The organism is Borborobacter arsenicus, assembly GCF_003934165.1.
GTDB lineage: Bacteria > Pseudomonadota > Alphaproteobacteria > Rhizobiales > Rhizobiaceae > Pseudaminobacter > Pseudaminobacter arsenicus.
Genome location: NZ_ML133508.1, coordinates 316,125 through 331,238, shown reverse-complemented (window position 1 = coordinate 331,238; position 15,114 = coordinate 316,125). Strand labels below are relative to the sequence as shown.

Below are 15,114 nucleotides of genomic sequence, written 5' to 3'. Positions count from 1 at the left end.
GGATGGACCGGGCAATTGAAGCCGCCAGACCACCCAGACGCCTATTGGCAGCGCTGTCGCTGCTTTGCCCGGAAGTTGCACAAGACATCGAAAGGCATTGGGACGAGCCGGTCACCAGCTATGCCGGCCATCTGTGGCGTGCTACCAGCGCGCCAGCTTCCCGATTGGCGAACGAGGCACGCGCGATACTACGCCAGATGCTGGGCAAGCATCTCAGCACAATCATGATCCCTCAGGACGCCGCGGCCGGGCTCAGGGAGTTCGACCGCGCGGCGGCGATCCAGACCGGACTTCACTGCCAGCTTCTGCTCGACCGGACGACCTTCGACGCCTTTGTGCTGAGTTGGCTCGGCGCGGCCGAAAACCGGCTACCCGCTTTCCTCGTCTTCTCGGGAACGACGATGACGATGGAGACGATCGGCCGCGAGGGACCCGGATGGCTCGACACCGGTACGGACAAAGTCAATCTGTTCGGTATGGGACGCCACAAGCTGTCACGGCGCAGCGTCTGCGCGACAGGGCCGGTGTCCATCAACAGGCAGGCGCTGGAAGCAGTCTCGCAGACGATGCCCGGCACCCAGCTTGCAGACGTATTGCTCAAACGGGCCGACGAGATGTTTGCCACTGCCGCCGACGCAATAACCGCCCTCAATGCCGATCTGGCGTGCGAATGGGATCGCCTGCCGCTGGCCAAGCCCATATTCATCGATGACCGCTTCGCCGCAATGGTCCTGGCCCGCCATCTTGAAGATAAGGACAGCATCCCCTCAAAGCTGCTGGCGGACCCTCAGCGGCGCCGCCGCCTCGAACATGCTTTGCAACTCGCATCCAACGGCCCTTTCGGTGGTTTCCTGCCGGGCGGGACCCTTCACTTCTGGGGCGTCCGCGACCGACGCGTGCGCAAGCTGGTCGTTGAACAGGATAGATTGGTCGAGCCGGAGCGACCGCACGGCCTGTCGATCCCACTCGATCGCCCGCGTCTGCGCCAAGCCTTGCTGGACGGGGAACTGCTGCCAAATCTGCTCCTGGTGTTTCTGGTGCTGGCAATATTGCCGAGGGTGAGAGCCATGGGCGGGCCGCGTCAGATCGGCTATGTCCCGCTCTTCCAATCGGTGCTGCAGGCTGCCCTGGACAACAATTCGCGCGACGAACGCGAACTGGCGGCTGAATTGGCGCAGCGGGAAAGTGGATGGGGCATGCGAGTCATCGACGAACAGCTGCCTGTTCTTGACCAACTCGCCGGACTGCCGGCAACGGATATCCTGCCGCAACTATATCGCCACTACCGGCAGCGAACGCTTGGCGATGTCACCCGCAATCTCATTGTGATCGACGATAACGCAAGATGGCGAAGGCTCGCAGCGCAATTGCCGTAATTGAGGCATGATCTCGTCCGAAAAGTCTGCAACTTTTCCGGATCATGCCCTAGAACCGCAAGCGCGCCATCGTCAGCAGGTCGTGGTATTTCCCATCGCTGAATCCTGCCTTTATATGCCGACCCTCCACTTCAAAACCGCGGCTTTCATAGAGCCGGATTGCCGGTTCGTTGTCGGCATAGACGGTCAGTTCCACCCGTTTGAGCCCACGCCAATTGTCGGCCACATCGAGCAGTGCCGACAGGATCGCGGTGCCGATCCCGCGACCTACGAAATCGTCGGCAACCCCCATGACGATCTCACCTATATGAGCCCGGCGTGGGGTAGAGCGCACCACGAGATTGCCGTGGCCGACGATTTTTCCGTCGACTTCGGCAACGATCCAGCTGTCGCCCGCGCCAGCCTTGGCGATCCGTTTTTCCCAGGATTCCACCGTTTCAAACGGCATGCGTAGCGTGCCGCGGCGAAATCCGGGCATATTGGCCATCGCGCAGAGCGCTTCCGCATCACTGGGCCGGATCGCCCGCAGGGTCGGTTCGAGTTTTTCGCGGGTGGAAGACGAAGGCATGTTCATGTCATCACCAGAAGCCCGATCACGGCCATGAGGCACCCTGCCGGCCCTATCGTCAATGGATGAGAAATGTCTGCATCCTGCCGACGCCTCGCAGGTCGACCGCATTGCGTGGTTCAAAGTGCCAGGGCGACCTCAGTGCCTGCCTGGTCGCAGCCGAGATTTGCACACGGCCGGGAATGCCCTGCGACTCCAGCCGACTTGCAATGTTCACCGTCTCACCCCAGACGTCATAGACGAACCTTCGCCGGCCGATCAGTCCGGCAACGACAGGTCCGGTGTGGACACCGATGCGGATGCGGAACTCCCCATCCGCCGGCCCCTGCTCGCCCAGCGATTCCAGCATGGCTTTGCCCAGCGCCACGATCCTGTCCGCATGATCGGCTGCCGGTTCCGGGATACCGCAGGCGGCCATATAGGCGTCGCCTATGGTCTTGATCTTCTCCACACGATGTTTCTCCGCCAGCAGATCAAAGGTACTGAACAGCCGGTCGAGACGCTTGATGAGGTCCGATGGCGCCAGCCTTGCGGCAATGGGAGAAAAGCCGACGATATCGGCGAACAGGATCGTCACTTCATCGAAGCGGTCGGCAATGATCGCCTCGCCGGCTTGCAGTCGCGCCACGATCTGGCCCGGCAGAACCGCATGGAGCAGCGCATCCGCGCGCTGCTTCTCGGCTTCGATGCGCTGGAGATATTGGTGCTCGCGATCCAGCCAGCGCTTTTTCTCAAGAGTGGAACTGATACGGGCACGCAGCAGCGTGGGATTGAACGGCTTGGGCAGGTAGTCGTCTGCGCCGGCTTCGATGCAGCGCGCCACCGCGTCCACCTCGTGCAGGCCCGAAATCATGATGACCGGAATGTGCCGCCACCGCGGCTCGGCCTTCAGCCTTGAAAGCACCTCCACGCCGTTCATGTCCGGCATCAATATGTCCAGCAGGACCAGATCGAAGTCGTCTCCTTCAAGGCAGGCAAGTGCTGCGGGTCCGGATTTGGCTGTGACCACCTCATGGCCGTCATGTTGCAGGCGGCGCGAGACGAGATCGCGGTTGCTGGCGATATCGTCCACCACGAGTATCCTGCCGCCTGCGACAGTCGACACATCCTCCTCGGTCCTGCTCAGTGCCCTTTCGAGCCCCGCCGCGTCGAACGCCATCTCCTGCAGTGTGTTCGACCCCGCAGTATTGCCCGCACGTGACAGACCCACGATCGCGTCGACATGCGCGAGCAGTTCGGCCGCCGCCGCTAGCAGCGTCGTGACGTCCCCTTCCAGGCGGACCTCGCCCAATTCCCGTACTTCATCGAGGATCATTTCGGAATAGCCGACAATTGCGGTGAGCGGCGTTCGCAGGTCGTGGCGCAGTTTCGCCTCGAGCCCGAAATCGCCTTGTTCGGGCAGTTCGCCCTTGCCGGCGATCAAATCGTCTATGAGGCCGTTCAATTGCCGCGCGGCAATGCCTATCCTCTCGATATCCGGCGTCATCTGCACCAGACCGAGCCCGCGCGCCTGTTCGATCAGCAGATCCTGGAATCCCTGTATTGCCCGCGCGGAGCCGACGAGTTGCTGCGCAACGTGGGCCGCGACGGCGCGCCGCTGGAATTCATTTTCTGCCGTCATGTTCCCAGTCGGCCAGCCGGCGGCTTTTGCGAGGCATCAAGCAGCTGCTCGATCTTCTGGATGAGCCGGGCCAGATCCACCGGCTTGCTGTCATAATCGTCGCAACCCGCCTGAAGCGCCATATCCCGGTCGCTCGCCATTGCATGCGCCGTCAGAGCAATGACAGGTATGGCCGAGGTCGACGGATCAGCCTTGATGCGCCTTGTTGCCTCCCATCCATCCATAACCGGCAGGCTCATATCCATCAGCACCAGGTCGGGCCTCTGCGAAACCGTCAGTTCCACCCCTGCCTGTCCGTTTTCGGCAAGAAGCACCTCAAAGCCGCGCCGCGACAGCCGCCGCGAAAGCATGTCACGGTTCATTTCGTTGTCTTCCACCAGAAGGATCCTCATCATGCGTGGCTTCCTCCAGACATGTGGCGTTCAACTGCCGGCAACGTCCGCTCCGGCGGGTTCGCGCGGCGCAATCTGGCGCTCCAGCGCCTTGACCAGTTGCGACCTGCTGTTTGCGCCCTTGGTCACCACCGCTACCGCACGGTCGCGCAGCCATTTCAGTTCCATCGACGACAAATCCTTCGAGGTGATGACCACCACGGGAATGTTGCGCAGTTCGGGTATCTGCTGCATCTCGTTCAGGGTCTGGAACCCGTCCATCTCCGGCATCAGCAGGTCGAGCAGGACCAGGCGGGGCCGCAGGCGCTTCATCAGTTCGAGGCCACGCAAGCCGTCATTTGCCTCATGGACCCGCCAATTCTTCCTGACCAGGATACGGCGCAGGAAATCACGCGAGGCCAGATCGTCGTCGATCACCAGCACATCGCGATTGCCGCCGCCGCACGCCTCTATGGTGCGGATCAGCTTGTCGGTGTCGATCGGCTTGGTCAGATACTCGACCGCACCCAGCGAAAGGCCGAGTTCGCGATCGGCAAGGATCGTGGCCAGGATCACCGGAATTTCGCACAGCTCCTTATCGCTCTTGAGCGACCGCAGGACCGACCAGCCATCCTGATGCGGCATGATGATGTCCAGGATGATGGCGGCAGGCCGATGCATGCGTGCCGCTTCTATACCTTCGGCGCCGCTTGCAGCTTCGATGGGCGAAAGCCCCGCTTCCGAAAGCGCCTTGGCGATGATGGTGCGGGCTGCAGGTTCGTCATCGATGATGAGGACGGCCTTGTTCGACGGTATCGGCGACGGGGCCGCGGCGGGCTGTTCCACAGCAGTCTCCGCAGTCGCCTCGGCCGGAACCTCCATGGTGAAGGTCGAGCCTTGTCCCTTCTCGCTGCGGACGGTGACGACGCCGCCGATCATGCGGCAGAAGCTACGGGTGATGCTGAGACCCAGACCCGTCCCGCCATAGTTGCGGGTGGTGGAAGCGTCGGCCTGCGTGAAGGCGCTGAAAAGGCGCTCCTGCTGTTGCGGCGTCATGCCGATCCCGGTGTCCGACACCTGAAATACCAGCCAGTCGCCATCCGGCCGCTTGTCGCGGTAAACAGAGAGCGTGACCCGCCCATTTTCGGTGAATTTGGCGGCATTGCTGAGCAGATTGAACAGATTCTGGCGCAATTTGGTCTGATCGGAATACATTTTCCCGAGATTTCCGTCGATCTCAGGCACGAATTCGTTCCGATTCTTGGCCATCAGCGGCACGACCGTCGCCTGGACATCACGCAGCAGACCATCGACGTCGAAGGTCTCGAGATAGATCTCCATCTTGTTGGCTTCGATCTTCGACAGGTCGAGGATGTCGTTGATCAACGACAGCAGGTGGCGCCCAGCGGCTGCGATCTTTTCCAGTACCGCAACTGACTCCTCCAAATCCTGCTCGTCGCCTTCTTCAATCAGCATCTCGCTATAGCCGATGATCGCATTGAGCGGCGTGCGCAGTTCGTGGCTCATGGAAGCCAGGAAGCGGCTCTTGGCCTCGTTCGCCGTTTCGGCGCGGCTCTTGGCGCGTTCGAGTTCGCCCTGTCGCTCCTTCAGTTCGGTGATGTCGGTGTAGACCGCGACCGTACCGCCATTCGGCGTCTTTCTCTTGGTGATGCGCACCCAGCGCTGGCCGAACCGTCCCTCATGGATCGAACCGGCCGGGTTCTTGTGAACCCGCAGCCTGTCGGCGATCCACTCCTCCGGCGGCGTGCCCCGGAGATTGATCTGGCCGCTTGCCAGGCGCCGTCTCAGAATTTCCTCGATGCTTCGGCCGGGAAGGTCCGATTGCTCGTAATCAGGGAATATCTCGCAATATTTGCTGTTGGCCAGCAGGATCCGGTCCTGCGAATCGAACAGGACGAACCCGTCGGAGATCGCCTCCAAGGCTGTCGCGATCGTCCGCCGCTGCCCCTCGGCCTCCTCCTCCAGCCGCTGCCTCTCCATCGCGCTCGACCGGAACAGCCGAAGCGTGCGCGCCATCGAGCCGAGTTCGTCGCCTCCCTCCTCCGGAACCTCGACGTCATAATGTCCGGCGGTCAGTTCCGCGATGACCTTGTTCAGACGGCGCAACGGGCCAATGATGGAACGCAGCACAAGCGCGGTCAGGACCGAGCCTATCAGCAGGACTATGGCCACCAGGATGGCGGCGGTCCTGGCGGTGTCTCGTGCCTGTCCCACCGCTTCATTGCGGGCGCTTTCGGCGGCCGCACTCGCCTGATCGACAAGCCGGTTGAGCGCTGCATCGACATTTGAACTATGCGTGCGCGCTTCCGCCAGCAGCGCGTTGCCGATGATGCGGTTGTCCTGCGTGTAGCTGTCGGCGGCTTCCAGCGCCGTTTTCACATAGGCGTCGATCTCGGTACGCAGGGCCGCGACCACTTCGGGCGAAGTCCCCGCAAGGCTGTCCAGATGCTCGCCCAGCCGTTCGCGCGCCTGCTCGGCATTGCGCTGCGAATTCATCAGCAGGCTGACGGAGAGGTCGGTGAGCCAATATCGCAATTCGCCGAAGGTGACGTGGGCGGCAGCGGCTGTCGCCGCATGGTCGAACAGCGCCTTGGTTTCGGCCGTGCGATCTGCGCTGCGGTAAAGCGCCTGGGTCAGGAAGATCGAAGACAGGATGAGGCTGATCAGCCCTGCCGCCGTCAGCGCCGCCACACGGGCGGAAATCGGCAAATTGGCGATGCGATAGGTCAGGCCGCGGCGAGGCTGGGGCGCTTGTGCACCAGTGTCCCGCGGCGGAGCGGGATCGATCGCGGATTGGGCTCCAGAAGCGCTCATTTGAACAGGACGATACTGATTGCGCCTCCCAGATCACCCGCCTTGCCGCCTTCCTTGGGATAACCGGTAACGTCGATCTCGCCCTTCGGGGCGCCGTGGCAGGTCAGGCAGGACTCGGTATAATATTCCGGCAAGAGCATGCGGAATGCCGGACGTCCATCCGCCTCGGCAACTTCGGTATAGACCTCACCCTTGGTCCGCTTCGGATCTGAAAGAACATCGTTTATGATCCGGGCCTCCCAATCGTCCGGGAGCGATTTGCGATTGCGCACCAGATATTCAGGCGCGGTCACCCGTACCCTGGCGTCCTCACCGACCTTGGCGATGAATTTTTCATTCACCAGCCGCGCAAACACCGCCGGCACGAAGCCCTTGAAGCCTATCCCCTCACGATTGATGTCGGCCTGCTGTTCGTCCAGCACCTCGCGCATCGCCTCGATCTGGGCGTTGAGCAGGCGCTTGTCGCGCTGCGACAATTCACCGGAAAGAGGATCGTGGCCGGTGCGTTTGGAATAAAGCGCGATCGCTTCCTTGGTGAATCGATCGCTGGTCAGTTGCTTGTCGCCACGGGCGGGATCGTTGATAAGCTCCTGGTAGTTGGAGACGATGTTGCGGCCCGCGCGCAGCAGTTCGGCCAGTCTGGTCCCGGTTATGAGATCGTCGGCGTCGTCCGCACCGGACGTAACGGGCAGCATCGAGCCGTAGCCAACGACCGCTGCGACAATGGCGCTGCGCACCCAGGCTGAGAGGGCCAGCATTGCCTTTCCCTTCAAAGGAAGCCCCGCACGGCAACATAGCATGAGAACGCCGGCCTGCGTAACGGCAAAGTTGCCGGCATGGCCGCGGTGGTCGTCGCGATAACGGCACGGCGTTGCTAGCGGCCGATCCCGGACACGGTTTGTGAATGGGGGCGTCGAAATCTGACCGTCGGGTCCGTTGAGGCGCAGAGCGCCGTCGGCTAAGCAGGCAATATGACGATGATCGAGGACATCGCCCGCCCGCTTGCCCTGACTGCCCGTCTTCTTGTCCGCTTCTGGCCGCAACTTCTCCTGCTCGGCGCCATCGGCTACATTACGCGCACCCTTCTGCTCAGCGCGGCAGTCACAGTCGGGCTGGAAAACCCGCTTGGCGGCATGGTAGTGCTGTCACTCGTGGTGCTGACAAAGCTTGTGGTCGTCGTGGCGATGTTCGCCGCCCTGCGGCCAGGATTGCCGGCTTTGGCATCTCTGCGCCAAGCGGCCTCCGATACAAGCCGGCAGACGGCGTCCACAAAGGAGAGCTCCGAACATATGTTGGCGGTCACCGCCGCCGTGATCCTGCCCTTTTTCGCCTATTACGCCGCCTGGGGTTTTCTTGGCGACACGGTTCGGGAATATTCCCGACTCGCACTGGCACGGGTGCCGTTTGGCGAAAAACTCGAAATCTTCGAACTGCTGCAGTCTCGCGGCCTCATCCTGTCCATCGTCGCCTGCTGGGTCGTGCGTTGGTTTGCCAAACGCATGAACCGGCACGCCCGCTCGCCCTATTGGCGGCTCCTGATCGTGGCGGCGGATGCAAGCTGGATATTCATCGGCCTTTACGCGCTCAGCATCTGGAAGAATGAATTCATCGCCTGGATCGGCGCTGGCGCGATACTCGATCAATTCAGCATGGGCCTGCAGCAGCTCGTGCCCAGCATGGCCGCCTTTGCGGCCGAGGGCTTCACGCCCGTCGAGTTCCGCCAACCGGAATTTTGGGAGCAAGCGCAGGGCCTGTTCTTCTACGCGCTGCTGCCGATTGTCTGGCTGGTAATGGCGGCGATCATCAATGGCTATGATTTGTCGGCAGCGCCCGCCGCTGCACCCGCCCAGCCCTCTCGCGCCACGACCGGGCGAAAGTGGCTGCATGATTTCGTGGCACATTTCCTCGGCGGCTACCGCACGCGCTACCGGCCTGTCTGGGCCTGCCTGAAGATGACCTTGGGCACGGGGATTGCAACATTGCTGAGCTTCATGATCGTCTATCGCCTGCTCGGCTGGCTCAGTGCGTGGGCCTGGCTTTGGATGACACGCACGCTTGATGTTCCCAATCTCGACGCCTGGCAGATCGCCTTTTCCGTCGCTGCCGCGTTCATCGGGAGCCCGAGTGATCTCAATGGCGGCATTCTTCTGGACGCGGTGCGGATCGCCCTTCTGGCTGCGGTCCTGGAATATGCGGTTGCCTCGCAACGCAGCGAACGATTGCCTGTACCCTCAGCTACTTGAGCAACATATAGTCCGGCAAGGCGCCGAATACGGTAACCGAAAGCGCTAAATTCTCCGCGGCAGTCGGCACCGTAAAGGTCTCGGCCATTGTGATCCTGCTCCCCTTGCTGGAGCCTTCGAAGGCAAAATTGCTGCATCCCTGCTTTTCAGCCGCTTCCGGGTGCAATTCGCGCACGATGGGTTCGGTCAGGAAGACGGGCTTCCATATGCGGCCCTGCTCGTCGGTCAGCGCGACCTCGCAGGGGCTTTTCGACAGGATGGCGGGATCGTCCACCGCCGCCTCGAACTCGACGAGCACTACCGATTCTTCAGGCATTCCGCCGGGAAGGCGCGTCAACTCCGACAGCTTCCAGTCGGCACCGGCATAACGCTGGGCTGCCTGTCTCTCGACCGAGATCTGAATGCGATAGTGGTTGGCGCGCCACTGCATGAGGCTGTCCCAGCTGCTCGCCAGGACGGTGGCCGGCAATATGACGACAAGCGCCGCCAGGCTGAGCCAATAGTGGCGCCTTTCGCGTGGTGCGACGTCCCCCATCATTCAGTCTCCAGAATCCAGGGGAGGCCGACGGTGCTTCGCTTCAGGGTGATCGCGGCATGAATAGCGTTGGTGTCGATATTCGTCACCGGCATCCGTATCTCTTCGTCGAGTGGTGTCATGTAATTGCGGGGAACCAGCAGGGTCGCGCCGGAGACTTCGCTTTCGGGCACCTCGAAAGCCAACAGAACCGGTTTCGGCAAACCCGGCTCCAGCCTCTGATTCGGCAGCAGGCCGGGCAGAATCGAAAATCGCTGGCTGAGCGCATAGCTGATACCGCTTGGCCCGAGCCAATTCGCGGTCGTAAGCGTCAGGCTCTCCCGTTTCGCCTCTGCCGCCCCTTCGATTAACACCCAGACGCCCGATGTGGTAAAATCTTGGGTGCGGCCAAAGCTTTCGGTTCTGACCATCCGTGCGAGGTGGACATTGACCACTGCAAACGCAAAGGCCCGCGCGTCGATCCGCTTACCCTGCTCGCCATAAGCTGGCACCAGAGATGTGATTTCACTGTAGAGGGGCGTGGTGCGCTGCATTCCATAGAGGATCGCCGCAACGAGAAAAACCGCCGCTATTTCCCTGAACCTACTCATCATCTCGCGCCGTCCCGCGAAACCGGCAGTTCGACGACCGCAATCGGATCACGGTCGAACCAGCTGGAGGCGCCGTAAAGATTGTCACGCCGCTTGTAGATCTGGCTGCCTACCGTCAGGCGCAACGTTTCCGGCAATGCCAACGCCTGCGGCCACTCCCAAACAGCAATCATCCGCTCAGGCATACTGGGGTTGAGACCACTGGCAATCCACTTGTCACGCGCAAGATAAAAGACAGGGGCCGGCAGGTTCGGGACTGGTGGATCGACGGTAAAAAGCGTCGGCGAGACAAAGCCGGTCGCCGCCGAAAGATTGGTTGCGTCAAACTCGACCAGGACGAATTTCTTGGACTCGGACGGCTCGACGCCTGTCGGCGGCACCGGGCCGCTGTGGGCTGCCTGAAACGTGATGTTCCAGCGGCCGGTATCGATAGGCTCGCCGGCTGGAACGACGGGAACTGCCCGCGGGTGGGCCGCTTCGTAGACAGTTACCCCGAAGGAAATGGCTGCGGCCGCCGTCGCACCGACACCGGTAACAAGGATCGCGATCAGACGCTGCCGCAATGTCGATCGTTGTTGCACGGACGGTTTCCTTCCGCGCACACGATTGTCCGGCGACAATGTGATTTCAACCCACAGATGTGCCGGCCGCGGTCACATTGTGACACAGACCGAAACAGGCATCCCGGAGGATCATTCCCTCATACAGGTCGCGGTTCATCGCGATGATGGGCCTGTGGTGTCGCCTCCTGCCCTATTCCCAACGCCGACGACTGCTGCTATCAGGCGCTGCCCAATCTCGGGCGGATCATATTATGACTTTGAAATTAAACTATTTATTGGCTGCATCCATGGCTGCCTGCGTTGCATCCGTTTCTGTGGCGAAGGCCGATAATCTAGTATTCACGCTGAAGAACGGCACGAATTCGGTTTTGACTGAATTCTATGCGTCGCCCGCCAATGTAGAGCAGTGGGAAGAGGACATTCTGGGCCGCGACGTTCTCAATCCGGGCGAGACTGCCCAAGTCACGATCGCCGATGGCCGCCGGGTCTGCAAATACGACTTGCGCTTCGAATTCAGCGAAGATTCGGATCTCGACACGACGACCGACACGCAAAACCTTTGCGAGATGGAATCCTATACGATCGAGGAATAGGACCAGTTCGCGGCCCCGCCCGCATCAGCAGTGGGGCCGCACCCTGTTGCGCCGATGTTCAGGCGACTTACGCCTGTTCCAGCCAGACCTTCTGCAAATCCATCTGGAAGGTCTGGTGTACGCCGTAATCCTTCACCGCCGGAACCATATGGCAGTAGAGCGACTGCCAGAACGGCTGGATGATGACGCCGGAATCCTGCAGGATCTGCTCGATATCCTTCATCACCTCGCGGCGCTTGTCCGGATCGCTGATCGCCAGCGCCTCTTCGAGCTTGGCGTCGAATTCCGGGTTGGAATAGGCGCTCTCATTCCACGCCTCGCCGGTGCGGTAACCCAGCGCCAGCACCTGGACGCCGAGCGGGCGCATATACCAGATGGTCATGGAATAGGGATATTTCGTCCAGTCGTTCCAGAAGGTCGAGCCCGGCAGGACCGTGCGCTTGACCTTGATGCCGGCCTCGCGCAGCTGGGCGGCGATGGCGTCACCGGTGTTCTTCTGCCAGTCATCCTCGACCGTGATCAAATCGTGCTCGAAGTCGAGCTGGCCGGCTTCCTCCAGGAGTTTCTTCGCCCCTTCGATGTCGCGGGTCTTTTTCGGCAGCTCGTAATACTCGGGGTGGATCGGGCTGACATGGTGGTTCTCGCCCACCGTACCGCGTCCGCCATAGCCGAGCTGGAGAACGGCGTTGTTGTCGACCGCCATCTGCAAGGCATTGCGCACGCGCTGGTCTTCATAGGGCTTGTGGCCGACATTGGTGCGCGCAACCAGCGTGGTAGCCGTTGCCACCTCCGACTTGACCAGATCCATGCCGTCGAGAATGTCGACGAAATCGGCCGGCGTCTCCAGATTGACGTCGAGTTCGCCGGACTCGAAAGCGCTGATCATGGCCGATGGGTCGCTGCCGTAATCGATGAATTCCACGCCATCGAGATAGGCTTCGCCGCCCCACCAGGCACCGCTTTCGCGCCGCTTGACCACCGCGCGCGAGCCGACCTCATAGGACACCAGCTCGAAGGCGCCGGTTCCGATGGGCGCCTTGGTCGGATCGGCGCCATCTGCCTCGAAATTGCGATGCACCACCAGCGCCGGATAATCGGTCAGGTTGGGGATGATGGAGATGTCGGACGCATTCAGCTTGAGCTTGACGGTGTGGTCATCGACCTTGGTGATGGCGCCTTCCTTAGCCTTGCCGGTGGCCTCGTCGATGAGGTTGCCGACACGCGCGGCCATGGAATTGCCGGTCGCGCCCTTGTCGCACCAGCGGTTGAAATTGACGACCACATCGTCGGCGTTGAACTCGTCGCCATTGTTCCAGGTCACGCCCTTGCGGATGTGAAGCACATATTCGGTGGCGTCGTCATTGACTTCCCAGCTTTCCAGCAGCACCGGCTCGAAGGTGAATTCGCGCGTATAGGTGACCAGCGGTTCCAGGAAGGTGCGGGTGATATTGGCAAGTTCGACCCAGTCATAGGAACGCGGGTCCTTTTGCGCCTTCACCGCCATGGCGACCCTGAGCGTGCCGCCCTTGGCGGGCTCCTGCGCTAATGCCCGGCTGGGAACGGCCGCACCGATCATGCCATAGGCAAGGGCTGTGGTCGCGCCCATGGCGCTGGCGAGCGCCAGGAATTCGCGCCGGTCCATGCGGCCCGCGCGCGTTTCCTCGGCCATTTTGTGGATGACCTGCGGGACGCGGTCACCATTGCTCCTGAAAAATGTCATGTCTTTCTCCCCTAGCGGTTTGTTGTTCTTGGTTGCGCTCAGAAGCGCAGGGCGTAGCGGATGCCGTCATAGATCGCGGCATGGATGTTGCGCGAAGCGATCGCATCGCCGATGCGCAGAAGCGTGAAGCAGCCGTTCTGGTTGCGGCGCGCAAAGATGTCGCCGCCGGAAACCAGCGCCTCATAGTTCACCGCCCCGCCATTGGCGGAGAGCGGCTTCAGCGCGTGGTAGAGTTCGTCATTGGCGGCCGTGCCGTGCTCGACGACGACCTGGTCGACGCGCCGCTCTTCGCTCCAGCCGCTCGCGAAGTCCGAGGCCAGCGTCGCCACCAGCTTGTTGCCCTCGCGCGCCACCTTCTTCAGGCGGGTGTTGATCGTCACCCTGACGCCATGCTCATGGAAGGCGCGCATATAAGGCACATGATTCATGCCGCCCATCTCCGGCGCAAAGAAGCGCTCGGGCGAAACCAGTTCCAGCGCAGAACCAGAGGTGGCGATCATCTCGGCCGCACTCATGCCCTGGTGCCCGCCATTGTCGTCATAAAGCAGGACCGTTTCGGCCGGCTTGGCAGCACCTGAAACGATGTCCCAGCTCGACGTGACCAGCTCATCGCCAGCCTCCAGTCCGGGGTTCTGCGGCAGGCCGCCGGTGGCGATGACGACCACTTCCGGGTCAAGCGCCAGCACGTCATCGGGCTCGGCCCAGATATCGTAGCGGACCGTCACGCCAAGATGCTCGAGTTCGGCAAGCCGCCAATCGACGATGCCGATCAGTTCCTTGCGACGGGCATTTTGCGCGGCCAGTCGCACTTGGCCGCCAGCCTGGCTTGCGGCTTCCAGCACGGTCACGCTGTGGCCGCGCTCGGCAGCGACGCGCGCAGCCTCCAGCCCCGCCGGCCCTGCCCCCACCACCACGATTTTGCGCAGCGGGCCATCGCTGCGCGAAATGACATGCGGGACAGTGGCTTCACGGCCGGTGGCGGCATTGTGGATGCACAACGCCTCGCCACCTTCATAGATGCGGTCGAGACAGTAGGTGGCGCCAACGCAAGGCCGGATGCGATGCTCCTCGCTCGCCGCGACCTTGTTGGCGATATAGGGGTCGGCCATATGCGGCCGGGTCAGGCCGACCATGTCGAGCTTGCCCTCGGCAATGGCATGGCGGGCGGTCGCCACATCGCTAATGCGGGCGGCATGGAAAACCGGGAACTTCGTCGCCGCCCGAACCTCGCCGGCAAAATCCAGATGCGGCGCCGAAGCCATGCCGGTGATCGGAATGACCTTCGTCAGCGCAGCATCGGTCTCGATGGTGCCGCGGATGATGTTGAGGAAATCGACCTTGCCCGATGCCTTCAGGCGCTGGGCGATCTCGATGCCGGTTTCGCGCGCCAGGCCGTTTTGCTTGTCCTCATCCAGCACCAGTCGCATGCCGACGATGAATTGCGATCCGACCGCCGCCCGCACCGCGTCGAGCACCTGCCAGGTGAAGCGCAGGCGGTTGTCGAGCGAGCCGCCGAAAGCATCCTCGCGCCGATTGGTCAGAGGCGACCAGAAACCGTCCATCAGATGGCCATAGGCTTCGAATTCGATGCCGTCGAGCCCGGCCGCCTGCATGCGCTGGGCGGCAGACGCATAGTCGGCAACGATGCGCTCAATGTCCCAGTCCTCGGCCTCCTTTGGGAAGGCGCGATGGGCCGGCTCGCGCACCGGCGAGGCCGAGAGCACCGGCAGCCAGTCGGCCTTGTTCCAGCCGGTGCGGCGGCCAAGATGGGTGAGTTGGATCATCACCGCGCAGCCATGCTCGTGACAGGCATCGGCAAGCTCGGAAAGCCACGGAACGATGGCATCGTCATAGGCGTGGAGGTTGCCGAAGGCGGGCGGGCTGTCGCGCGAGACAATCGCAGAGCCGGCCGTCATGGTCAGCGCAATGCCACCCTTGGCTTTTTCGGCGTGATAGAGCCGGTAGCGCTCCTTCGGCATGCCGTCTTCGGAATAGGCCGGCTCATGCGCCGTCGACATCAGCCGGTTCTTCAGGCGCAAATGCTTCAGGTCATAGGGCTGGAGCAAGGGGTCGTTGCGAAGAGGAACGTTCACCTGGGC

13 protein-coding genes are annotated in these 15,114 nt (G+C 61.9%); 3 read left to right on the top strand and 10 right to left on the bottom strand.

Going from position 1 to position 15,114, the window contains the following annotated elements; all coding sequences use genetic code 11:
* The first annotated feature begins 2 nt into the window (after positions 1-2).
* Positions 3-1,376 carry a hypothetical protein gene (locus EET67_RS01565; RefSeq protein ID WP_128624439.1) on the top strand — a complete coding sequence of 458 codons (1,374 nt, stop codon included), beginning with the start codon at positions 3-5 and terminating at the stop codon, positions 1,374-1,376.
* A 49-nt stretch (positions 1,377-1,425) separates the two neighbouring features.
* Here EET67_RS01565 and EET67_RS01560 read toward each other — a convergent pair whose 3' ends face one another.
* The 5 genes from EET67_RS01560 to EET67_RS01540 are packed head-to-tail and all read right to left on the bottom strand — an operon-like array spanning position 1,426 to position 7,529.
* Positions 1,426-1,950 carry a GNAT family N-acetyltransferase gene (locus EET67_RS01560; RefSeq protein WP_128624438.1) on the bottom strand — a complete coding sequence of 175 codons (525 nt, stop codon included), beginning with the start codon at positions 1,948-1,950 and terminating at the stop codon, positions 1,426-1,428.
* Between the two features lie 52 nt (positions 1,951-2,002).
* Positions 2,003-3,565, bottom strand: coding sequence for an adenylate/guanylate cyclase domain-containing protein (locus tag EET67_RS01555; protein WP_128624437.1), 1,563 nt, complete (start codon positions 3,563-3,565; stop codon positions 2,003-2,005).
* Positions 3,562-3,960: a response regulator gene (locus EET67_RS01550; protein WP_128624436.1), complete on the bottom strand. Its 399-nt coding sequence runs from the start codon at positions 3,958-3,960 to the stop codon at positions 3,562-3,564. Before EET67_RS01550 ends, EET67_RS01555 begins: the two co-directional genes overlap by 4 nt.
* 27 nt (positions 3,961-3,987) lie before the next feature.
* Positions 3,988-6,771 carry a response regulator gene (locus EET67_RS01545; RefSeq protein WP_128624435.1) on the bottom strand — a complete coding sequence of 928 codons (2,784 nt, stop codon included), beginning with the start codon at positions 6,769-6,771 and terminating at the stop codon, positions 3,988-3,990.
* Positions 6,768-7,529: a Tll0287-like domain-containing protein gene (locus tag EET67_RS01540; protein ID WP_128624434.1), complete on the bottom strand. Its 762-nt coding sequence runs from the start codon at positions 7,527-7,529 to the stop codon at positions 6,768-6,770. The genes EET67_RS01545 and EET67_RS01540 overlap by 4 nt, the downstream gene beginning before the upstream one ends.
* A gap of 213 nt (positions 7,530-7,742) precedes the next feature.
* Here EET67_RS01540 and EET67_RS01535 point away from each other — a divergent pair, with 213 nt between their 5' ends.
* Complete coding sequence (locus EET67_RS01535; protein ID WP_128624433.1) at positions 7,743-9,014, top strand: hypothetical protein; 1,272 nt, start codon at positions 7,743-7,745, stop codon at positions 9,012-9,014.
* Here the strand turns inward: EET67_RS01535 and EET67_RS01530 are convergent.
* The 3 genes from EET67_RS01530 to EET67_RS01520 are packed head-to-tail and all read right to left on the bottom strand — an operon-like array spanning position 9,007 to position 10,720.
* Positions 9,007-9,552 carry a hypothetical protein gene (locus EET67_RS01530; RefSeq protein WP_128624432.1) on the bottom strand — a complete coding sequence of 182 codons (546 nt, stop codon included), beginning with the start codon at positions 9,550-9,552 and terminating at the stop codon, positions 9,007-9,009. The two genes, EET67_RS01535 and EET67_RS01530, sit on opposite strands and share 8 nt — an antisense overlap.
* On the bottom strand, positions 9,549-10,082 hold the full coding sequence (locus EET67_RS01525) for a hypothetical protein (RefSeq protein WP_128624431.1): 534 nt from the start codon (positions 10,080-10,082) through the stop codon (positions 9,549-9,551). Before EET67_RS01525 ends, EET67_RS01530 begins: the two co-directional genes overlap by 4 nt.
* A gap of 56 nt (positions 10,083-10,138) precedes the next feature.
* Positions 10,139-10,720 carry a hypothetical protein gene (locus EET67_RS01520; protein WP_128624430.1) on the bottom strand — a complete coding sequence of 194 codons (582 nt, stop codon included), beginning with the start codon at positions 10,718-10,720 and terminating at the stop codon, positions 10,139-10,141.
* A gap of 233 nt (positions 10,721-10,953) precedes the next feature.
* Between EET67_RS01520 and EET67_RS01515 the strand changes: the two genes are divergently transcribed.
* Entirely contained in the window at positions 10,954-11,295 is a 342-nt protein-coding gene (locus EET67_RS01515) for a hypothetical protein (RefSeq protein ID WP_128624429.1), read from the top strand.
* Positions 11,296-11,362: 67 nt separating this feature from the next.
* On the opposite strand, the gene EET67_RS01510 is transcribed toward EET67_RS01515, so the two are convergent.
* Both EET67_RS01510 and EET67_RS01505 read right to left on the bottom strand, forming a co-directional pair.
* Positions 11,363-13,015 carry an ABC transporter substrate-binding protein gene (locus EET67_RS01510; RefSeq protein ID WP_128624428.1) on the bottom strand — a complete coding sequence of 551 codons (1,653 nt, stop codon included), beginning with the start codon at positions 13,013-13,015 and terminating at the stop codon, positions 11,363-11,365.
* A gap of 38 nt (positions 13,016-13,053) precedes the next feature.
* On the bottom strand, positions 13,054-15,108 hold the full coding sequence (locus EET67_RS01505; RefSeq protein WP_281010972.1) for an NADH:flavin oxidoreductase: 2,055 nt from the start codon (positions 15,106-15,108) through the stop codon (positions 13,054-13,056).
* Between the last annotated feature and the right edge of the window lie 6 nt (positions 15,109-15,114).

What these genes read in the sequence shown, in the direction of transcription:
- EET67_RS01565 (WP_128624439.1), top strand. Translation starts at nt 3, where the DNA reads ATGGACCGGGCAATTGAAGCCGCCAGACCACCCAGACGCCTATTGGCA.
- EET67_RS01560 (WP_128624438.1), bottom strand. Translation starts at nt 1,950, where the DNA reads ATGAACATGCCTTCGTCTTCCACCCGCGAAAAACTCGAACCGACCCTG.
- EET67_RS01555 (WP_128624437.1), bottom strand. Translation starts at nt 3,565, where the DNA reads ATGACGGCAGAAAATGAATTCCAGCGGCGCGCCGTCGCGGCCCACGTT.
- EET67_RS01550 (WP_128624436.1), bottom strand. Translation starts at nt 3,960, where the DNA reads ATGATGAGGATCCTTCTGGTGGAAGACAACGAAATGAACCGTGACATG.
- EET67_RS01545 (WP_128624435.1), bottom strand. Translation starts at nt 6,771, where the DNA reads ATGAGCGCTTCTGGAGCCCAATCCGCGATCGATCCCGCTCCGCCGCGG.
- EET67_RS01540 (WP_128624434.1), bottom strand. Translation starts at nt 7,529, where the DNA reads ATGCTGGCCCTCTCAGCCTGGGTGCGCAGCGCCATTGTCGCAGCGGTC.
- EET67_RS01535 (WP_128624433.1), top strand. Translation starts at nt 7,743, where the DNA reads ATGACGATGATCGAGGACATCGCCCGCCCGCTTGCCCTGACTGCCCGT.
- EET67_RS01530 (WP_128624432.1), bottom strand. Translation starts at nt 9,552, where the DNA reads ATGATGGGGGACGTCGCACCACGCGAAAGGCGCCACTATTGGCTCAGC.
- EET67_RS01525 (WP_128624431.1), bottom strand. Translation starts at nt 10,082, where the DNA reads ATGCAGCGCACCACGCCCCTCTACAGTGAAATCACATCTCTGGTGCCA.
- EET67_RS01515 (WP_128624429.1), top strand. Translation starts at nt 10,954, where the DNA reads ATGACTTTGAAATTAAACTATTTATTGGCTGCATCCATGGCTGCCTGC.
- EET67_RS01510 (WP_128624428.1), bottom strand. Translation starts at nt 13,015, where the DNA reads ATGACATTTTTCAGGAGCAATGGTGACCGCGTCCCGCAGGTCATCCAC.